Here is a 16,173-nt window from a genome sequence, read left to right as displayed (position 1 = left end):
CTTACACTTAAATCGGCCAATCTTGCTTGTGATAATTCATATCCCAAAATAAATATTCATATTTAGAAGTCATTTGGAAATGTTCCTCCAGGACAGCAAGCTCTCGTTCTGGTTTTCCTTCCGCAAGCTGATCCATCAGTTTAATTAACCATTTAGCCCCATCGCCAAATGTTTCGGAATCGTATGTTTCTATCCATTTTGCATAAGGATTTGTTTCGATTTGATTGCCATATTGTTTTCTCAATAATTTACCAATCTCCCAATAATCCCATGCACATGGGAGCAAACAAGCTACAACCTCCGCCAAACTACCGTTTTGCGCCACATTTAACATATATCTTGTATAAGCAATATTGACTGGAGTTGGCTTTGTTGCAGCAAGTTCTTCCCGTGTAATACCGAATTCTTCTGCGAATTTCCGATGCAATTCCATTTCAAAATGCAATGTCTCATGTAAGATTTGCGAAAACCTTTCCATCGTTTGTAAATCTTGCGCTTTCAATACCCCTACAGCAAAAAGCTTAGAATAATCAATTAAATAAACATAATCTTGTTTCATATAATAAATAAACTTTTCTCTATTTAAAGTGCCTTTTCCAATCTCTTGTACGAATGGATGATGATGATTTTTTTCCCAAATAGGTTGTACATTTTCAAATAATCTATCAGTGAATTTTTTTGTTTTAATAAGTGTCATCTTTATTCCCCCTGTTTGAAATATAATTAAAACGTAAAAAAACCACTTTTCTCGTTCGGAAAGTGGTTTAGTGAATACGAATCAAAACTCGTCATTCATCCAAACTACTTCCCTACGCTAGTACAAACTAGATCAGGTTCAAAGGGTTACTTCTCAGCCATAAGGCGCCCCTAGTAGATAATAGATTTCATATTCAATTTAAATAAAATAACCCCCACTAAAATAAATTTTAAGTGGGGGGTTGATCATTAACAATCGTTGTTCAACCTTTTACCACTTCCCTACGCCAGTATTAACCAGATCAGGTTCAAAGGGTTTAGAACGGCCGTTCAATCTCAGTCTTATTAAGACACCCCTAGTGTGAATATTCATACATATCATAGCATGTATATTTATTAATGCAAGTAAAATATAGTATTATTTCAAAAAATGTGAAAGATAACAGGTCAAGCCGGCAAGAAGGTTAAATCCACCTTCTTGCCGGCTTGACTCCTTAACGTCTTTCGCTTTTCTATGTTGTCTAGCTACAGAAGCTCAGGAACTAGCAAACTTCGGGATGCTTCCTACGATAAGTCAACATCGACTCGCCCTTTAGGCTTACCGTGTTTCCTTTATCTCGTATTAATAAGTAATAAGGTTCCTCAACTAAAGTCGCCACGTCCTGTGGCAACGTCGAGGGACCCGCGTCATGCGGGCCTAGTTTGTACGTAGCTAACTAGGACTTTTCGCTTTTCTATGTTAATTGATTTCTTCGTCGACTAGCATTTCTTCAAAGGCTGCGGTAACTTTTTCGAATTCTTCGTCGCTTTCAATGGCTGCTAAGTCTCCCTCTTGATCTACTTTGAGAAAGAATACATCAATTTCTTCATCATTTTCCTGTTGCAGGTCTTCAACAAAGCTAACGGCTGCATATTCTGTTCCATCCATTGCAGTCGTTGCTAATACCTCTACTTCATGTTCTTGTTCTTCATCTTCACTAATTGTGAATATCTCGCCTACTTCGATTTTTTCCATGTGATCGACTCCTTTTTAATTTAAATAGAAAGCATAAGTTTTTTCAGAGAGTCTAGCTCCAACGCCTATCGACTAGCAGACTTCAGAACTTCTCCCTACGATTAGTCAACATCGATTCGCCTTTGGGCTTATCGTGATTTCCTTTATCTCGTACAGAAGTTCCTCCACTCTGTTCGTCGATGACCAAGACGCTTGCACTTTTGTTCTGATATATACTATTTTCCCATTATGAACCAACTTCATGCCGAAAGATACAAACTTCTTCTTATTGATACAAACTTTTGTGATGATATTTATATTATAATGAGGTTAGGCTGTATAAAAGGAGAGTTAATGATGGATCATAAAATGTTAGAAGATAAAATAATTGAAAACTATCGACAAGAAGAAAATATGATGATTCTTGTCTTCGCTCAGTGGTGTATTAACAATGAGCTGGATCCGGAAGCAATATATTTACGCGCACATCCTGATCAAGGCTCCAATCCAGCACTACGAGAAGCACTTGAACTGACTGTCCCAAAAGCGGAAGCTGGAGCAATCGCTGATGAAACATTATTAGGTGTTTTATCTCTATTTGGAAACGATGATCTTGCGTTTATAGTGAATGAAGAAATGAATAAACGACAAATACAATGAACGTAGCGAAGAGTTAATCTAAATGCTCCATAGTAAAAAATCAGCTATTTTTGTAGTTGAAAATATGTAATAATTCTAAACTTCTAATACAAAAACACCAAGTTGAAAGTTCCTCCTTGGTGTTTTTGCTTATTTAAACCAACCTTTTTTTCTAGATTGTGTAATAGCTTCAATCCGATTCGTAACATGTAACTTATCCATTATTTGAGAAATATAGTTCCGAACCGTTCCAGCTTTAATATTAAGTTGAGTAGCAATTTCTTTAGTGTTTTTCCCATCAGCTATTAGTTCAAGCACAGCTCTTTCCCTCTCTGTCAAAGGATTTTCCTCACTGTACACGTCATCCATCAATTCTGGAGCATAAATACGCCTGCCCGCCATTACACTACGAATCGTGTTGGCTAATTCATCACTTGGACTATCTTTAAGTAGATATGCTCTTACACCTGCTTTAATCGCTCTCTGAAAATAACCTGAACGAGCAAATGTTGTTAAAATAATGACCTTACAATCGCTTCTTTTTAATTCTTCAGCAGCTTCAAGTCCACTTTTTTCTGGCATTTCAATATCCATAATACAAATGTCAGGTTGATATTTATTGACAAGAGATACAGCTTCTTTTCCGTTGCTAGCCTGTCCAACAACCTCTATATCATCTTCCAAATTAAGTAGTGAGCCTAACGCACCTAACATCATTTGCTGATCCTCAGCAATGACAATTCGAATCAATTTTGTTCCTCCTTTACAACACTCGGTACCCTCATCATAATGGTAGTTCCATTGTTTACAACGATATCGAGGTTACCATTCACAAATTCGAGTCTTTCTTTTATCCCTGCTAATCCACTGCCTTCTACAGGCCCATCATTTTCAGTGATGCCAACCCCATCATCTGTAACAGTAATACAAATTTCATTCTTTGTCTGCTCGACTGTCACTTGGCAAAATGTCGCTTGACTATGTTTAACGACATTTGTCACTGCCTCTTTCATACACATACTTAAAAGATTTTCTAGAAATAAAGATATATTGCTCGTATGTATTTCTCGCTCGCCTCGAAACTCAATTTGTGCCGCCTTAAGTATTTGCCTTACACGAATAATTTCTTCTTTTAATCTAATTCCTCGCATTTGCGATACCATTTTCCTCACTTCATTTAAAGCTGTTCTAGCAGTTTGTTGAACATCTTTTAATTCACTTTTTGCTTGTTCTGGATCTTTGTAAATTAACTTTCGTGCCAAATCACTTTTCAAGCCAATGAGGGAGAGTTTTTGACCTAATGTATCGTGCAAATCCCTTGCGATTCTTTGTCGCTCTTCTTGTTTCACTAATTCCGAAATTTTAATATTTGCATGTTCTAACTGTTCTTCTAGACGATCTTGCTTTTTTCGATTATACAGATTAAATGGTAGTAAAATAACGCCGATCCACACGATAATAATAAAGGGTAATTGTTGTAAAAATAGATCACTTTGCAACAATACAAGATAATTTATGGAAAGTGTCGTAAAAACCAAATGAATAATATATAACGTTAAGAAAGCCGCTCGATTTTTGATATTTCCATTATAATACGCAATATAAAAGGAAAAATAAACAAATTGAAAAATGATCGTCATTGTAATTGAAATCGCAATCAATATACCTGTCCATAAATAGACAGGCCATCTTGTTGAAGCGAAAGCAAATCGGAAAGAAATGAAAAAACAGATAGTTAGAACGAGCCCAACAATAATTGCAATGGTTGAAGAAGATTGAAAGATAAAATAAAACGGTAAAATGCTAAAAACACTCCATATATAAGGAGTAATTCCAGAGCTTTTTAAATATTTTAGATTCCATTTACGCATATAGCTACCTCATTTACTTAAGAAAAAATCAATTCCTTTGTAAGTATATCACAAAGAAATTGATTTTGATTTTTGTAATGCACACAAGTTAAAAACAAGTTGTTTCTGTTACGCTAATCTTTCTTCATTCCATTTTATCCCTATCCTTTTTCTCTAATAAATCTATTATCTCATCCAACTTACGTTCAATATCCGTGTTTTCTGTAGCTTTTCCCTTTGTTTGACCAGTTTCTAATGAATAACGCCAAGAAAACAAAAAATAACACCACAAAAATAATATCACCAGTATTTAAGTTAGTCATTTATTCCTCCTATCAATCTAACATGAAGGACGTAATCACTTACAAAGTAGAAATAAGTTTTGGTAATTCACTATAAATCTCGGTTATTTCATCTATTTTCATTCTAACAAGTCCACTTGTTGAAGGTGCCACAAAGTCTAGCGTTCCAGGTACGATCGATTTTTGTTGTTTTCCCCATGGGATATTCTTTATTCCACTAAATTGCTGATACACTCCTTTTCCGACAAAACAAACAATTTTTGGTTTAGAGAAGGAGATTTTTAATTTCAATTGCTCTTTTCCTATGCGATATTCATCCTTTGTAATTTCTTGCGCATTTTTCGTTGGTCGTGGGACAATATTTGTGAAACCATAGCCAAGGTCTAGTAGTTTACTATCCTCTGAGGGATGGTACTTCCTATCTGTAATCCCTGCTTTATGTAAAATTGTCCAAAAACGGTTTGTTGGATTCGCATAATGATGCCCAGTTTCACTAGAACGAATGCTTGGGTTAAACCCTACAAATAATACATCTAAATATTCAGTTATATGATCTGGAATTTCTTTTAATGTATTCATTTTAATATTAAAAAACCTATGTTATTTTTCGGGAATCGGTGCTTATTATCAGCGTATGCGCTCATTTTCTTTATATAAATGTACGACATATTCAGCCTCCTGTAATATGGGTTAATGAGCTACCATTACATTCAATAGCTGCTCATCTCTATTATATAGGGGGCGTCAGTGATATGTCATCCATTCTACTTATTGAGTTCCTGCTTGTACTGAACCCACGAGAAATGGGAGCGATTTAGTTAATGGCTACTCCCTTTTCACATTTCTGAAATGTATTTTCCAAATCAGTGATTAAATCATCCGTATGCTCAATCCCTACTGAAACCCTTAAAAGACGATTACAAAGTCCATATTTTTTGCGTATTTCTTCAGGAATATCTGCATGGGTTTGTGTGGTTGGATAGGTGATTAGGCTTTCCACCCCACCTAAACTTTCAGCAAAAGTAAATAACTGAATAGTTTCTAAAAATGGTGATACCCATTCTTCTTTTAAAATTTTAAAACTGAGCATTCCTCCTCTACCTGGATAAAAAACTTCCTCAACAAACGGACTTTCTAGTAAGTAGTTAGTTATTTTCCGTGCGTTCTCTTCATGTTGTCTCATCCGTAATGCGAGTGTTTTCATTCCTCTTATTAAAAGCCAACAGTCAAATGGTGCTAAAACTGCCCCAACTGCATTATGAAATAAAAACAATTGATCGCTTATTTCTTTTTCACTTGAGACAACAAGACCGGCAAGCAAATCATTGTGCCCACCTAAATACTTTGTTGCACTATGAATGACAATATGTGCACCAAGTTCTATTGGCCTTTGTATATATGGAGTATAAAATGTGTTATCAACTATAAGTAACAGCTGGTGTTTCTCAGCAACTTTCGCTATCTTTCTTATATCTGTTTCCTTCATTAGTGGATTCGTTGGTGTCTCTATAAAAAATGCCTTTGTATTGCTTTGAACTAGTTGATCTATTTCTCCATCTGTTTCCTCATGCCAATATGAAAAGCTAATCTTATACTTTTTTTCTAACCATTCAAATAAACGATAGGAACCTCCATATATATCGCGCGAAGCAATAATATGGTCACCATATTCAAATAATGAGAACACTAATTGGATGGCACTCATGCCGGAACTGCAAGCGAAACCCCGATCTCCTTTTTCCTGCTGGGCAATTGCCTTTTCAAGTACATCCCGTGTGGGGTTTCCTGTTCTACTATAATCATATCCTTTATTCATGCCAATTCCTTGATGACGAAAAGCTGTGGACAAATATAACGGCGTATTGATCGCACCTACAGATTCCTGTTTTTCATTTCCTATTTGGGCTAATAATGTTTCCTGTTGATATATCATATTATCCTTCTTCCCTTCTACAATTGATAGAAAGCCCCTTTGTCTCCTCTTATGGGCTTTTAGCTAAACAAAAAGAGCCTTCCTCGACAAGAAGAAGACCCTAAAAATTTATAGGATTTCTTCTTATCTTCCAAGTTGATTTTCAACTCGTTGGATGTAGCACCTTTCCGCATAACGGTGGTTGCTGAGGCGTCATTGGACCAATCCCTCGACCTCTCTTGATAAGAATAAAATATTTGTATTCAATTATATCTACACTGAATAATCGATTTGCAAATGAACATAAATAAACAGCCGGAAATACACCCTTATAGAAAGGAAGTATCTCCGGCTGTCCGGTCGGTACTTAATATCTGATTGTTCATTTATGTCTTCAATTATTAAATAGATTATATGCATTATAGGCAAATATTGAAAAAACGTCAATAGCTTTTTAATTTATAATTAACAAAGACAGCATCTTAAGATACCTGTTCTTGTTAACACACTGAGTAAAAATTTTTTCTGTTTCTAAGTTTCTCTACCGTATATTTCACTTCACCCTCAATTTTAAGTTTTGAATATGATTTAAGGAACTTCTTGTTTGAAGATGAATATATTTACACTTTATTTAAAAAAGTGATAACTATTCTTGATCATAATTTCATGTCCATATGCAGAGTATTCCAAATGAGGTCCTCTTCAGCTAACCTATCTTCAAAACCTTTAGCTTTCCAAAATGGGATTGCTCCAGGTAGAAATGGATGAGTATGTAAATAAAGTTTTTGATACCCAACATCACAACAGAAACCCAAGGCTTTATTAAATAACGCTGTCCCAATTCCTAATCGTCTATAATTCGAATCAATATAGCATTTGACAATTTCCGCCGTGTTAATTTGATGATAGAACTTCTTCAACTGACTAAACCTTCCATCATATATCTGGATACCGATTGTTCCTAACACCTTTTCATCTGGAGAAAAGGCTGCATACACTACTGCATTTTCCCGGTGAATATAATGTTGTTCAAAGTGTAGAAGATCAGTAGGAAGTGGATCTTGGGATAACATAGGGAAAATTTCTTTCCGTATCTTCATCATGAATGCTACTACTTGATGACTATTATCTACTTGCACCTTTTTAATGGTATATGACTGGTGTCTATTCATCTCTACCATCCATTTCATAGTAATCTATTTCGTTTCCACAACTTTGCTTTCTCTCTCAATGATTGTTCTTACTAAACATATATTTCCGAATAATCCAATTGGACTTATAACTAACAATAAATGATATACCCTCTCTATATTGTCCAATTTTATGGAGTCCTTCCTAAATGACCGAGAATCTTATGTCGTAACACGTTATTAACAATGCGTAACACGAATGGACGTATTAAAACCATGGAATATTTTAAACACACTATTTATAGTATAATCCACTCAAATAATATTCAAGTGTAACGCTAATTTTTTTAATAATAATTAGATCTATCAGAAGGATATTGTTTGGTAGCATTTTACACTCCTACTGGAAGCAAGGATAGATGGGTAAGTTTTTTCTTTTTCCCCATCAGTCTTGTGGAAGTAAGCGTTTATACTATAAATCTGAAATAACCGTTTCCATGTCTTCAAGGTTTCCTATTGCATAAGGGGGAAAAGGATAGGAAATTTATGCTAATATATAAATATAGAAAAAGTTAAAGAGCATATTTAGATTACAAAAGAAAGAAGGTAGCATTTAATGAAAAATAATCGTAAATTTTTAACGGTATTGTTAACAGTACTATTTGTTACATTGGCTGCTTGTGGAAACTCATCTGAGGAGTCAGGTGTCCCGGTGGACAACCAATCACAAAGTGATAACTCTACTCAAAACACAAACGACGATTCTTCCAATGTAGATTCAACTGAAAATCCTTCAAGCAACGACAACACTGATACAGATGCCAATGATGTAGACAATAATAATGCAAACGAGAAAGTGGATACATCAAACAATGTACCCACAAAAGAAGAAGACCCGTCTGCTAAAACTACAGCTGGTCTGAAGGAAGAGTATCTCAAAAAATTAAATGATACTGAAATAGCAGTGGAAGAAATACGAAAAAAGTATTCAGATGATACTTCAACATACGCTATGAAAAAGGTGGAAGGAGATAGATATGATCTTTGGGATGCATTATTAAATGAAATCTACGGAGTACTAAAAGAACAACTTCCTTCTGAAGAGATGGTTCAATTGAAAGAAGAACAACGGAACTGGATAAAGCACAGAGATGAGACTGCAAAAGAGGCATCGCTAAAATATAAAGGCGGTACGGCAGAACAATTAGAATATGTAGCTGTGCTAGCAAACCTTACAGAAGAAAGATGCCATGAATTAGTTGAAGATTATATGAAATAACTTTACATTACCAAAGAGTAATCGATTGTCTATTTCCGTCCTACTCCAGTAACTTGATTTAGTATAAAGATGAAGTAGTTTTGATTTTTGAAAGAACGCAATAACCGAATAACTTTCATACAATAGTGAAGCTCAGAGTCAAAAATACTCTGAGCTTTTTTGTGTGGTTATTTACTGTGTGAATTAATCTGGGAATTCAAATGTTATTTAGATAAAACTATTAGATCGATAACCTTACTAAATAAAAACGCACAATATCATGAATATTGGAACAACGGAATAAAACATACCAGCTCATCGGTACAATCGCGTTTTGTAGGTTTCATTTGTTCCTTTTTTTGGAATAAACGCTAAACCTATCACTTATAAATTATAGTATCCGGTAGATAAGATTGAAACTCTATAAAATTTAACTATGGAGACGGCGGCAGTCAAACCCGCGTATCCCCCTTCCAACAACGATCATTACCCAAAAAACCGGGCATCTTTTTTGCCCGGTTCGCCCTAGTTAATCATGAAAATCAAGACCTGATTGTACTTCTTTAACATAATCTGCACGGATCACAAAATCTCCGAATCGTTCTCCATCCAGTCTGTCTTTTGCATAATGTTGAATAATTGGTTTTAATTCATCCAGAATGGCCTGTTCCCCAATGTTTTCACGGTAAAGCTTATTTAAACGATCACCTGCAAAACCAGCCCCAAGGTATAAATTATATTTTCCCGGAGCTTTACCAATAAAGGCAATTTCGGCCAGCGATGGTCTAGAACATCCGTTAGGGCAACCTGACATACGAATGACAATTTCCTCGTCCCGAAGGCCAACTTCCTCCAATATTACCTCTATTTTATCTAAGAGAGAAGGTAAGTAACGCTCTGACTCCGCCATTGCCAACCCACAAGTAGGGAATGCTACACATGCCATCGAATTTCTACGTAATGCTGAATGATATTTACCATCTGTCAGCTTATATTCCTCTATTAATCTTTCAATTTGATCTTTATGCTCATCCGAAACATTACCGATAATCAAGTTTTGGTTTGGGGTAAGTCGGAAATCACCTTTATGAACATTGGCAATTTCACGCAGCCCTGTCATGAGTTTATAATCATCCCAATCTTGAATACGTCCATTTTGAATGAAAAGGGTGAAATGCCATTTTTCATTATTTCCTTTCACCCAGCCGTAACGATCACCATTATGGTCAAAATGGTATGGCCGTGCTTCCTGTAACTCCCAGCCAAGTCGATCGTTTAACTCACCAATTAACCAATCTAGCCCTCTAGCATCAATCGTATATTTAAAACGAGCATTCTTTCTGACAGAACGGTTTCCGAAATCACGCTGAATAGTGACTATCTTTTCAGCGACATCAATAATGCGTTCAACAGGACAGAATCCAATAATTCGTCCTAATTGTGGGTAGGTTTTCGTATCACCATGGGTCATCCCCATCCCGCCTCCTACAGCGATATTAAATCCAAGTAGATGTTTATTTTCGAATATAGCAATTAAGCCTAGATCTTGCGAAAAAACATCTACATCGTTAGATGGAGGAACTGCAATACCAATTTTAAATTTCCGTGGAAGGTATACAGGTCCATAAATAGGCTCTGTTTCTTCCTGATTATCCAAGCTATTTATTACTTTTTCACCATCTAACCAAATTTCATGATAGGCACGTGTTTTAGGAGAAAGATGCTCGCTTAATTTTTGCGCCCACTCATAAACTTCTGAATGAACTTCTGATTGATATGGATTTGGATTACACATAACATTTCGATTTACGTCACCACAGGCAGCAAGGGTATCTAAAAGTGCATCATTTATTTCCTGAATGCTCTTCTTCATACTCCACTTTAAAATTCCATGCATTTGGAATGATTGTCTAGTAGTCAGTCGTATACTATCATTCGCATATTTTTGTGCAATTTTATCCATCGCTATCCATTGATCAGCTGTAACTACACCTCCAGGTGCCCGTACGCGTACCATGAATTGATAAGCTGGTTCTAGTTTCTGCTTTTGGCGCTCATTACGTAGATCTCTATCATCTTGTAGATAGCTACCATGGAATTTCATCAAACGATTATCATCGTCAGGAATTCCGGCACTCATTTGATCTTCGAGTGTTTCCGCCAATGTTCCTCTCAAATAATTACTTTCCGTCTTGATGCGTTCCACATCACTTGGTGGTCCATCCTGTGTTGGAATAAGTTTGTTTTTTAACAATTCGCTATCACCCTTCTTCTTAATATACATCTCGCTGATAACGCTTCTCTTGTTGCAACTCAGTAAGGAAATCAGCTGCTTCTTCTGCCTCCATCGCACCTTCTTGCTCTAAGATGGCTATGAGTGTGGCATGAACATCATTAGCCATATGTTTTTCATCGCCGCAAATATACACATAGGCTCCTTCGATTAGCCATTGATATAGTTCTTTTCTTTTTTCTATCATTCTGTGCTGAACATAAACTTTATTTTCTGTATCGCGAGAAAAAGCGACATCCATATTCGTTAACACTCCACTTTTTAGCCATCTTTGCCATTCGATTTGATAAAGAAAATCTGTGACATAATGTTGATCGCCGAAGAAGAGCCAACTCTTCCCTTGTGCTCCTATTTCTTCCCTTTCTTCGAGAAAGGCTCTAAATGGTGCAACACCTGTGCCTGGGCCAATCATAATGATCGGTACATTAGGATCAGTAGGAAGCTTAAAGTTTACATTTTTTTGCACATATACGGATAGTGTATCCCCAGGCTCCACACGTTCACTACACTGTACAGAGCAAACCCCATTGCGATTTCGTCCATGTGCTTCATAACGCACAGCACCAATTGTCAGATGAACTTCTTCAGGGTTTGCTTTATAACTGCTGGCAATAGAATAAAGCCGTGCCGGTAACTTGCGTAAATTTTTCACGAATTCACTGGCAGTTATTTCCCAAGGAGCAAAATCGCGCGCTAAATCTAATAGGTCACGCCCAATAAAATATTGTCGAAGCGCTTGCTCATTTTCTGGCTGAAGAAGCTCTGCCAGATCCTTATGGGGATGGATCTCAGATATTTTCTGCAATAATGGCTTTGTCAGAACCGTAATTTCATAATTATTTATAAGTGCATCTCTGAGGGAGCGTTCATCTCCATTTTTGTTCATAGGCACGGAATCTTCTGGATTCAAGCCCATTTCTTTGATGAGCGAGTCTACTAAAATAGCATCATTTTCAGGATAAATACCCAAGCTATCTCCAGGCTCAAATGCTAGATTGGAACCTTCTAGCGATAATTCTAGATGCCGCGTCTCCTTATTTGATCCACGTCCATTTAAATTCAGATTTTCAAATACCTCAGCCTTATATGGATTCGTCCGAGAATAAGATGACTGTTCGACAGTTAAGCTTGACGTATTTGATGTTGTTAGAGATGTGGGTGAATCATCTTCTCCCATGTTTTCATTTAAACTTTGAGTAACTGCCTCAAACCATTCAGCAGCAGGTTCGTCGTAATCTAAATCGCAATCTACCCGAGGACTTAAACGCTTTGCTCCTAATTCCTCAAGACGTGCGTCAAATTGTTTACCAGTTTGGCAGAATAATTCGTAAGAACTATCTCCTAATGAGAGGACTGAAAACTGTAATTCCTCTAATTTAGGCGCCCTTCTACTATGGAGAAATTCATAAAACGGAAGAGCGGTATCAGGCGGATCTCCCTCACCTTGCGTGCTAACAAGTATCAATAAATAAGATACTTTTTTTAGATCGTTTGCCTTGAAATCATTCATTGAGGACAAGGTTACTGTATACCCTTGCCCTTCCAACCGTTTAGATATGTCTTCAGATAATACTTGGCAGTTCCCGGTTTGGGATCCGAAGAGCACGGTCACTTCCTTAGTTACATGATTAGTCTCTGCGGCTACTGCTGTCGGATTTAGAAGCGCGACTTCAGTTGATGTATTACTTTCATAACCGGTAAGATATCCGCTTAACCAATGTTGCTGTCCAACCGATAATGATGGTAGGACACGATTGAGGAGCTCCACTTGCTCCTCATTAAAAGGACTATTTATTACTTTAAGTTGCAACACTATCCACCTCACATGACAAACTCATTTTTTTGTACATTCTCACATCTCGATAATAACCTTCACTATTTCAATCTAATTTTTTCGTTTTTTTCTATTTGAACGACTAAACTGTCTTGAATCACTAATGTAATGGTGCCGTATTTCATCGTGCTAAGATGTGTTTTTACATTTTCGATTGCAAGTTCAGCATTTTGCTTGCGACCTCCCATTGTAAACATCCATCCTTTCAAAGAAATCTTTTCGATCGTTTTTATTAACTTTTATAGTTTCTTTTTTACTGATCTTTGACTCTGAGTTTTTGGGCATATAAAAAGGGCTAACAGTTACTATTGCTCCTACTTAAATATAGATCAACGATTTTCCTATGTACGACTGTCCAATGCCAACTTCAAAGTCACTTTATCTAATTCATGAACTATATTGCTAGCTCTGTTTTTTCAAGCAATTCATTTACTCGTTCCAGTAAGACGGTTTGAAAGTTTGGATGGTATCCTAGCGTCTCACATAGAATTAGCTGTTGATTTTCCCCTTTGATTTGACTGATTTTCTTTTCTATCCCATTCATTAATAAACCAGAGAATAATAAATATGGAATAATAAAAACCTGTTTATGTTTTGCTTTTTGAAGCTTTATTAAAGCTTCATCAAAATGGGGTTTCGCTCCATAAAGAAAGCAAACATCGACTTTTTGAAAATGGTATGTTTCTTTTAAGCAATTTGCAATTTGACTTAAATCCTGTTTTACAAGAGGATCACTGCTTCCTCTACCGACAAGTAAAATCATCGCATCACTAGCAATTTCCACATTTTTTTCGAGTATTCGATCATACAAACTATCAATTAATTTCGGATGAATACCAAATGTTTCTCCATACGTAAATCTGATTTGGGGATATTCCATTTTCGCTTTCGCTATCTCTTTAGGTATATCTTCTTTGGCGTGCCCAGCAGTTAATAATAGGATTGGAATAATGGCAATTTGTGTTGCACCACGTTCCACGCACTGTGTAATACCTTCCATAATATTTGGCTCTGCTAATTCTAAAAAACAAACTTCTTGAATGGAAACATCAATGTGCGCTTTGGCCTTTTCGATGAAGTGAATCGCTTCCCTTACCCCAGCTTTTACTCGGCTGCCATGACCAATGTATAGTACCGCTTGCATCTAGCCCCCTCCTTTGCTGCATCATACATATGCCAATTGCTGAGTTACGCTTGTTTGTTCAAACCACTGAATTTCTTTGCGTAATTTAACAACTTCCCCGACAATAATCATACTTGGATTTTTTATTTCGCTTTTTTTCGCTATTTCTACAATTGTAGTTAGCGTTCCAGTAACTGTTTGCTGCCTTTCCGTTGTTCCCCAGTGAACTAGAGCAACAGGTGTATTTCCTGCACGTCCTCCGTTTATCAATTGTTCGCAAATATATGGTAAATTTCCAACTCCCATATAAATGGCCAACGTGTCTACTCCCTGTGCTAGGTTTTTCCAGCGAATAGTATCATCTTTTCCAGCTTTCATATGACCAGTTACCACTGCAAAACTGGAACTATAATCTCGGTGAGTAACTGGAATACCTGCATAGGCGGGAGCTGCAATCCCAGAAGTAATACCAGGGACAATCTCAAATGAAATTCCATGTTCAGCTAGTACTTGTGCTTCTTCGCCACCTCTTCCAAAAACAAAGGGATCTCCACCTTTTAATCGGGTAACAATTTTACCTTTTTGCGCATGTTTTACTAATAAGTGATTAATTGTCTCTTGTTTTTTTGCGTGAAAGCCGGGAAGCTTCCCAGAATAAATAAGTTCAGCTCCCGGTTTTGCGTATTCCAATAATTCTTTATTAATTAAGCGATCATACAAGATGATATCTGCTTTTTGAATACACTTAACGCCTTTCACTGTAATTAAATCTACATCCCCAGGTCCCGCTCCTACGATGTATACTGTTCCCATCATCTTCTCCCCTCTCGCCTTAGCATTTCTATGCTTGAACGGCTTCTTTTTGCAAACCAGCAATCAATACTTCAATAACCTCTGGGCGGCTAAATGTAGTAGGTAACGTTTCTCCATTTCTTAGTTTCTCTCTCACTTTCGTGCCTGATAATATTTCATGGTGGCTCGAGTCATGAGGGCATGTTTTCGGTGTTGCCATATTGCCGCATTTATTGCAATAAAAACTATGTTCAAAAAATAATAAAGTAATGCCTAGTTCTTCTTGTGTGAAGTTACTAAATATTTTCTGTGCATCATATGTGCCATAGTAATTACCTACACCTGCATGGTCTCGCCCCACAATAAAGTGTGTGCAGCCAAAATTCTTTCTTACCATCGCATGAAAAACTGCTTCTCTCGGTCCTGCATAACGCATTGCTGCGGAAAAGACACCTAAAAATACATGATCATTAGAATAATAGTTTTCGAGTAATACTTTATAACTTTTCAAGCGCACATCTGCTGGGATGTCATCTTTCTTCGTTTCACCAACTAATGGATTCAAAAATAGGCCATCGACAATTTCTAATGCTGATTTTTGAATGTATTCATGGGCTCGATGGACAGGATTTCTCGTTTGAAACCCGACTACAGTGTTCCAGCCTAACGATTGAAACTCCTTGCGTGTTTGAATTGGATCAAATTGATATTCCGAAAACTGATTGGTTGGTAATCGCTTGGTGAGCGTTATCGTTCCTCCGACATACACATTCGGTCGATCAAATAGCTTTTTGACACCAGGATGTTCACGTTCCGTCGTTTGGTAAACGAATTCAGCTTCTTTTTCTTTGTCTGGTGTAAATATATCTGATACTTCCAACACCCCATAGACGGACTGATCTTTCATTAATTTCACTAGACTACCAATTTTAATAGCTTTAGCTTTCTCTTCTGTTATTGGTAAAGTAATCGGGATCGTCCATGGTTCACCTGTAGATAACCTCATATTCTTTAATACAGAATAATAATTTTCTTCGTTAAGAAATCCGTTCAATGGACTATACGCACCCGTCCCAATTAGTTCTAGATCACTGAGCGCCATTTCATCTAGCTCAATTGCATTTCTGATAAAGTCATATTTATAATCAGGATTCCAGCGATTAATTAATGTTCCACCATGTGGTTTGCTTAAACTCATGTCATATTCCCCCTGTTTTTTTATTTAGACTGTCTCGCAAACTTTGTTGCTTTTTACCAAGTAGTGCGGATAGGTTGTTTTCCACAGGGCGGGCGTTGAGACCTCTGCGGCGTAAAGCTTGGGGCTCACCTATCCGGCTGCTCCGTAGGAGT

16 protein-coding genes and 3 riboswitches are annotated in these 16,173 nt (G+C 36.8%); of the genes, 2 read left to right on the top strand and 14 right to left on the bottom strand.

Annotation, left to right across the window (positions count from 1 at the left end; translation table 11 throughout):
- Positions 1–7: 7 nt before the first annotated feature.
- Both tenA and BLE01S_RS06100 read right to left on the bottom strand, forming a co-directional pair.
- Complete coding sequence (gene tenA / locus BLE01S_RS06105; RefSeq protein ID WP_082788598.1) at positions 8–697, bottom strand: thiaminase II; 690 nt, start codon at positions 695–697, stop codon at positions 8–10.
- A 92-nt stretch (positions 698–789) separates the two neighbouring features.
- A riboswitch (TPP riboswitch) is annotated at positions 790–879 on the bottom strand.
- A gap of 79 nt (positions 880–958) precedes the next feature.
- A riboswitch (TPP riboswitch) is annotated at positions 959–1,064 on the bottom strand.
- 371 nt (positions 1,065–1,435) lie between these two features.
- Positions 1,436–1,711, bottom strand: a complete 276-nt coding sequence (locus tag BLE01S_RS06100) for a DUF1292 domain-containing protein (protein WP_066138413.1) — start codon at positions 1,709–1,711, stop codon at positions 1,436–1,438.
- Positions 1,712–2,047: 336 nt separating this feature from the next.
- On the opposite strand from BLE01S_RS06100, the gene yxiS reads away from it, so the two are divergent.
- On the top strand, positions 2,048–2,350 hold the full coding sequence (yxiS, locus tag BLE01S_RS06095; protein WP_066138410.1) for a protein YxiS: 303 nt from the start codon (positions 2,048–2,050) through the stop codon (positions 2,348–2,350).
- 129 nt (positions 2,351–2,479) lie between these two features.
- On the opposite strand, the gene BLE01S_RS06090 is transcribed toward yxiS, so the two are convergent.
- From BLE01S_RS06090 to BLE01S_RS06070, 6 genes are all read right to left on the bottom strand, one after another.
- Complete coding sequence (locus tag BLE01S_RS06090) at positions 2,480–3,079, bottom strand: response regulator transcription factor (RefSeq protein WP_066138407.1); 600 nt, start codon at positions 3,077–3,079, stop codon at positions 2,480–2,482.
- Positions 3,076–4,200: a sensor histidine kinase gene (locus BLE01S_RS06085; RefSeq protein WP_066138404.1), complete on the bottom strand. Its 1,125-nt coding sequence runs from the start codon at positions 4,198–4,200 to the stop codon at positions 3,076–3,078. Before BLE01S_RS06085 ends, BLE01S_RS06090 begins: the two co-directional genes overlap by 4 nt.
- A gap of 124 nt (positions 4,201–4,324) precedes the next feature.
- Entirely contained in the window at positions 4,325–4,483 is a 159-nt protein-coding gene (locus BLE01S_RS20720; RefSeq protein WP_274379901.1) for a DUF4083 family protein, read from the bottom strand.
- Positions 4,484–4,541: 58 nt separating this feature from the next.
- Complete coding sequence (locus BLE01S_RS06080) at positions 4,542–5,060, bottom strand: mismatch-specific DNA-glycosylase (protein ID WP_066138401.1); 519 nt, start codon at positions 5,058–5,060, stop codon at positions 4,542–4,544.
- 235 nt (positions 5,061–5,295) lie between these two features.
- A complete protein-coding gene (locus tag BLE01S_RS06075; RefSeq protein WP_066138398.1) occupies positions 5,296–6,414 on the bottom strand; it encodes a methionine biosynthesis PLP-dependent protein in 1,119 nt (372 codons plus the stop codon).
- A gap of 120 nt (positions 6,415–6,534) precedes the next feature.
- A riboswitch (SAM riboswitch) is annotated at positions 6,535–6,642 on the bottom strand.
- A gap of 407 nt (positions 6,643–7,049) precedes the next feature.
- On the bottom strand, positions 7,050–7,565 hold the full coding sequence (locus BLE01S_RS06070; protein ID WP_066138395.1) for a GNAT family N-acetyltransferase: 516 nt from the start codon (positions 7,563–7,565) through the stop codon (positions 7,050–7,052).
- Positions 7,566–8,139: 574 nt separating this feature from the next.
- Here BLE01S_RS06070 and BLE01S_RS06065 point away from each other — a divergent pair.
- Positions 8,140–8,802, top strand: coding sequence for a lysozyme inhibitor LprI family protein (locus tag BLE01S_RS06065; RefSeq protein ID WP_066138392.1), 663 nt, complete (start codon positions 8,140–8,142; stop codon positions 8,800–8,802).
- 508 nt (positions 8,803–9,310) lie between these two features.
- On the opposite strand, the gene cysI is transcribed toward BLE01S_RS06065, so the two are convergent.
- The 6 genes from cysI to sat all read right to left on the bottom strand — a co-directional run bounded on the left by cysI (position 9,311) and on the right by sat (position 16,021).
- On the bottom strand, positions 9,311–11,065 hold the full coding sequence (cysI, locus tag BLE01S_RS06060) for an assimilatory sulfite reductase (NADPH) hemoprotein subunit (RefSeq protein WP_111703463.1): 1,755 nt from the start codon (positions 11,063–11,065) through the stop codon (positions 9,311–9,313).
- The gene (locus BLE01S_RS06055; protein ID WP_066138389.1) at positions 11,055–12,884 is read right to left on the bottom strand and encodes an assimilatory sulfite reductase (NADPH) flavoprotein subunit; all 1,830 of its coding nucleotides are present in this window, start codon (positions 12,882–12,884) and stop codon (positions 11,055–11,057) included. The genes cysI and BLE01S_RS06055 overlap by 11 nt, the downstream gene beginning before the upstream one ends.
- 65 nt (positions 12,885–12,949) lie before the next feature.
- The gene (locus BLE01S_RS20365; RefSeq protein ID WP_082788597.1) at positions 12,950–13,096 is read right to left on the bottom strand and encodes a YezD family protein; all 147 of its coding nucleotides are present in this window, start codon (positions 13,094–13,096) and stop codon (positions 12,950–12,952) included.
- Positions 13,097–13,302: 206 nt separating this feature from the next.
- Entirely contained in the window at positions 13,303–14,052 is a 750-nt protein-coding gene (locus BLE01S_RS06050) for a sirohydrochlorin chelatase (RefSeq protein ID WP_066138386.1), read from the bottom strand.
- A gap of 21 nt (positions 14,053–14,073) precedes the next feature.
- Positions 14,074–14,847 (bottom strand): uroporphyrinogen-III C-methyltransferase, encoded by a 774-nt coding sequence (gene cobA / locus BLE01S_RS06045; RefSeq protein WP_174521705.1) that lies wholly within the window; start codon positions 14,845–14,847, stop codon positions 14,074–14,076.
- A gap of 25 nt (positions 14,848–14,872) precedes the next feature.
- Positions 14,873–16,021 carry a sulfate adenylyltransferase gene (gene sat, locus BLE01S_RS06040; RefSeq protein WP_066138381.1) on the bottom strand — a complete coding sequence of 383 codons (1,149 nt, stop codon included), beginning with the start codon at positions 16,019–16,021 and terminating at the stop codon, positions 14,873–14,875.
- Positions 16,022–16,173 lie beyond the last annotated feature (152 nt).

The organism is Lederbergia lenta NBRC 16444 (assembly GCF_001591545.1).
Lineage (GTDB): Bacteria > Bacillota > Bacilli > Bacillales > Bacillaceae_C > Lederbergia > Lederbergia lenta.
This window is presented reverse-complemented; position numbering and strand designations above follow the sequence as displayed.

What these genes read in the sequence shown, in the direction of transcription:
- BLE01S_RS06080 (WP_066138401.1), bottom strand. Translation starts at nt 5,060, where the DNA reads ATGAATACATTAAAAGAAATTCCAGATCATATAACTGAATATTTAGAT.
- yxiS (WP_066138410.1), top strand. Translation starts at nt 2,048, where the DNA reads ATGGATCATAAAATGTTAGAAGATAAAATAATTGAAAACTATCGACAA.
- BLE01S_RS06050 (WP_066138386.1), bottom strand. Translation starts at nt 14,052, where the DNA reads ATGCAAGCGGTACTATACATTGGTCATGGCAGCCGAGTAAAAGCTGGG.
- BLE01S_RS06065 (WP_066138392.1), top strand. Translation starts at nt 8,140, where the DNA reads ATGAAAAATAATCGTAAATTTTTAACGGTATTGTTAACAGTACTATTT.
- sat (WP_066138381.1), bottom strand. Translation starts at nt 16,021, where the DNA reads ATGAGTTTAAGCAAACCACATGGTGGAACATTAATTAATCGCTGGAAT.
- BLE01S_RS06070 (WP_066138395.1), bottom strand. Translation starts at nt 7,565, where the DNA reads ATGAATAGACACCAGTCATATACCATTAAAAAGGTGCAAGTAGATAAT.
- BLE01S_RS06085 (WP_066138404.1), bottom strand. Translation starts at nt 4,200, where the DNA reads ATGCGTAAATGGAATCTAAAATATTTAAAAAGCTCTGGAATTACTCCT.
- BLE01S_RS06075 (WP_066138398.1), bottom strand. Translation starts at nt 6,414, where the DNA reads ATGATATATCAACAGGAAACATTATTAGCCCAAATAGGAAATGAAAAA.
- cobA (WP_174521705.1), bottom strand. Translation starts at nt 14,847, where the DNA reads ATGATGGGAACAGTATACATCGTAGGAGCGGGACCTGGGGATGTAGAT.
- BLE01S_RS20365 (WP_082788597.1), bottom strand. Translation starts at nt 13,096, where the DNA reads ATGGGAGGTCGCAAGCAAAATGCTGAACTTGCAATCGAAAATGTAAAA.
- cysI (WP_111703463.1), bottom strand. Translation starts at nt 11,065, where the DNA reads ATGTATATTAAGAAGAAGGGTGATAGCGAATTGTTAAAAAACAAACTT.
- BLE01S_RS06100 (WP_066138413.1), bottom strand. Translation starts at nt 1,711, where the DNA reads ATGGAAAAAATCGAAGTAGGCGAGATATTCACAATTAGTGAAGATGAA.
- tenA (WP_082788598.1), bottom strand. Translation starts at nt 697, where the DNA reads ATGACACTTATTAAAACAAAAAAATTCACTGATAGATTATTTGAAAAT.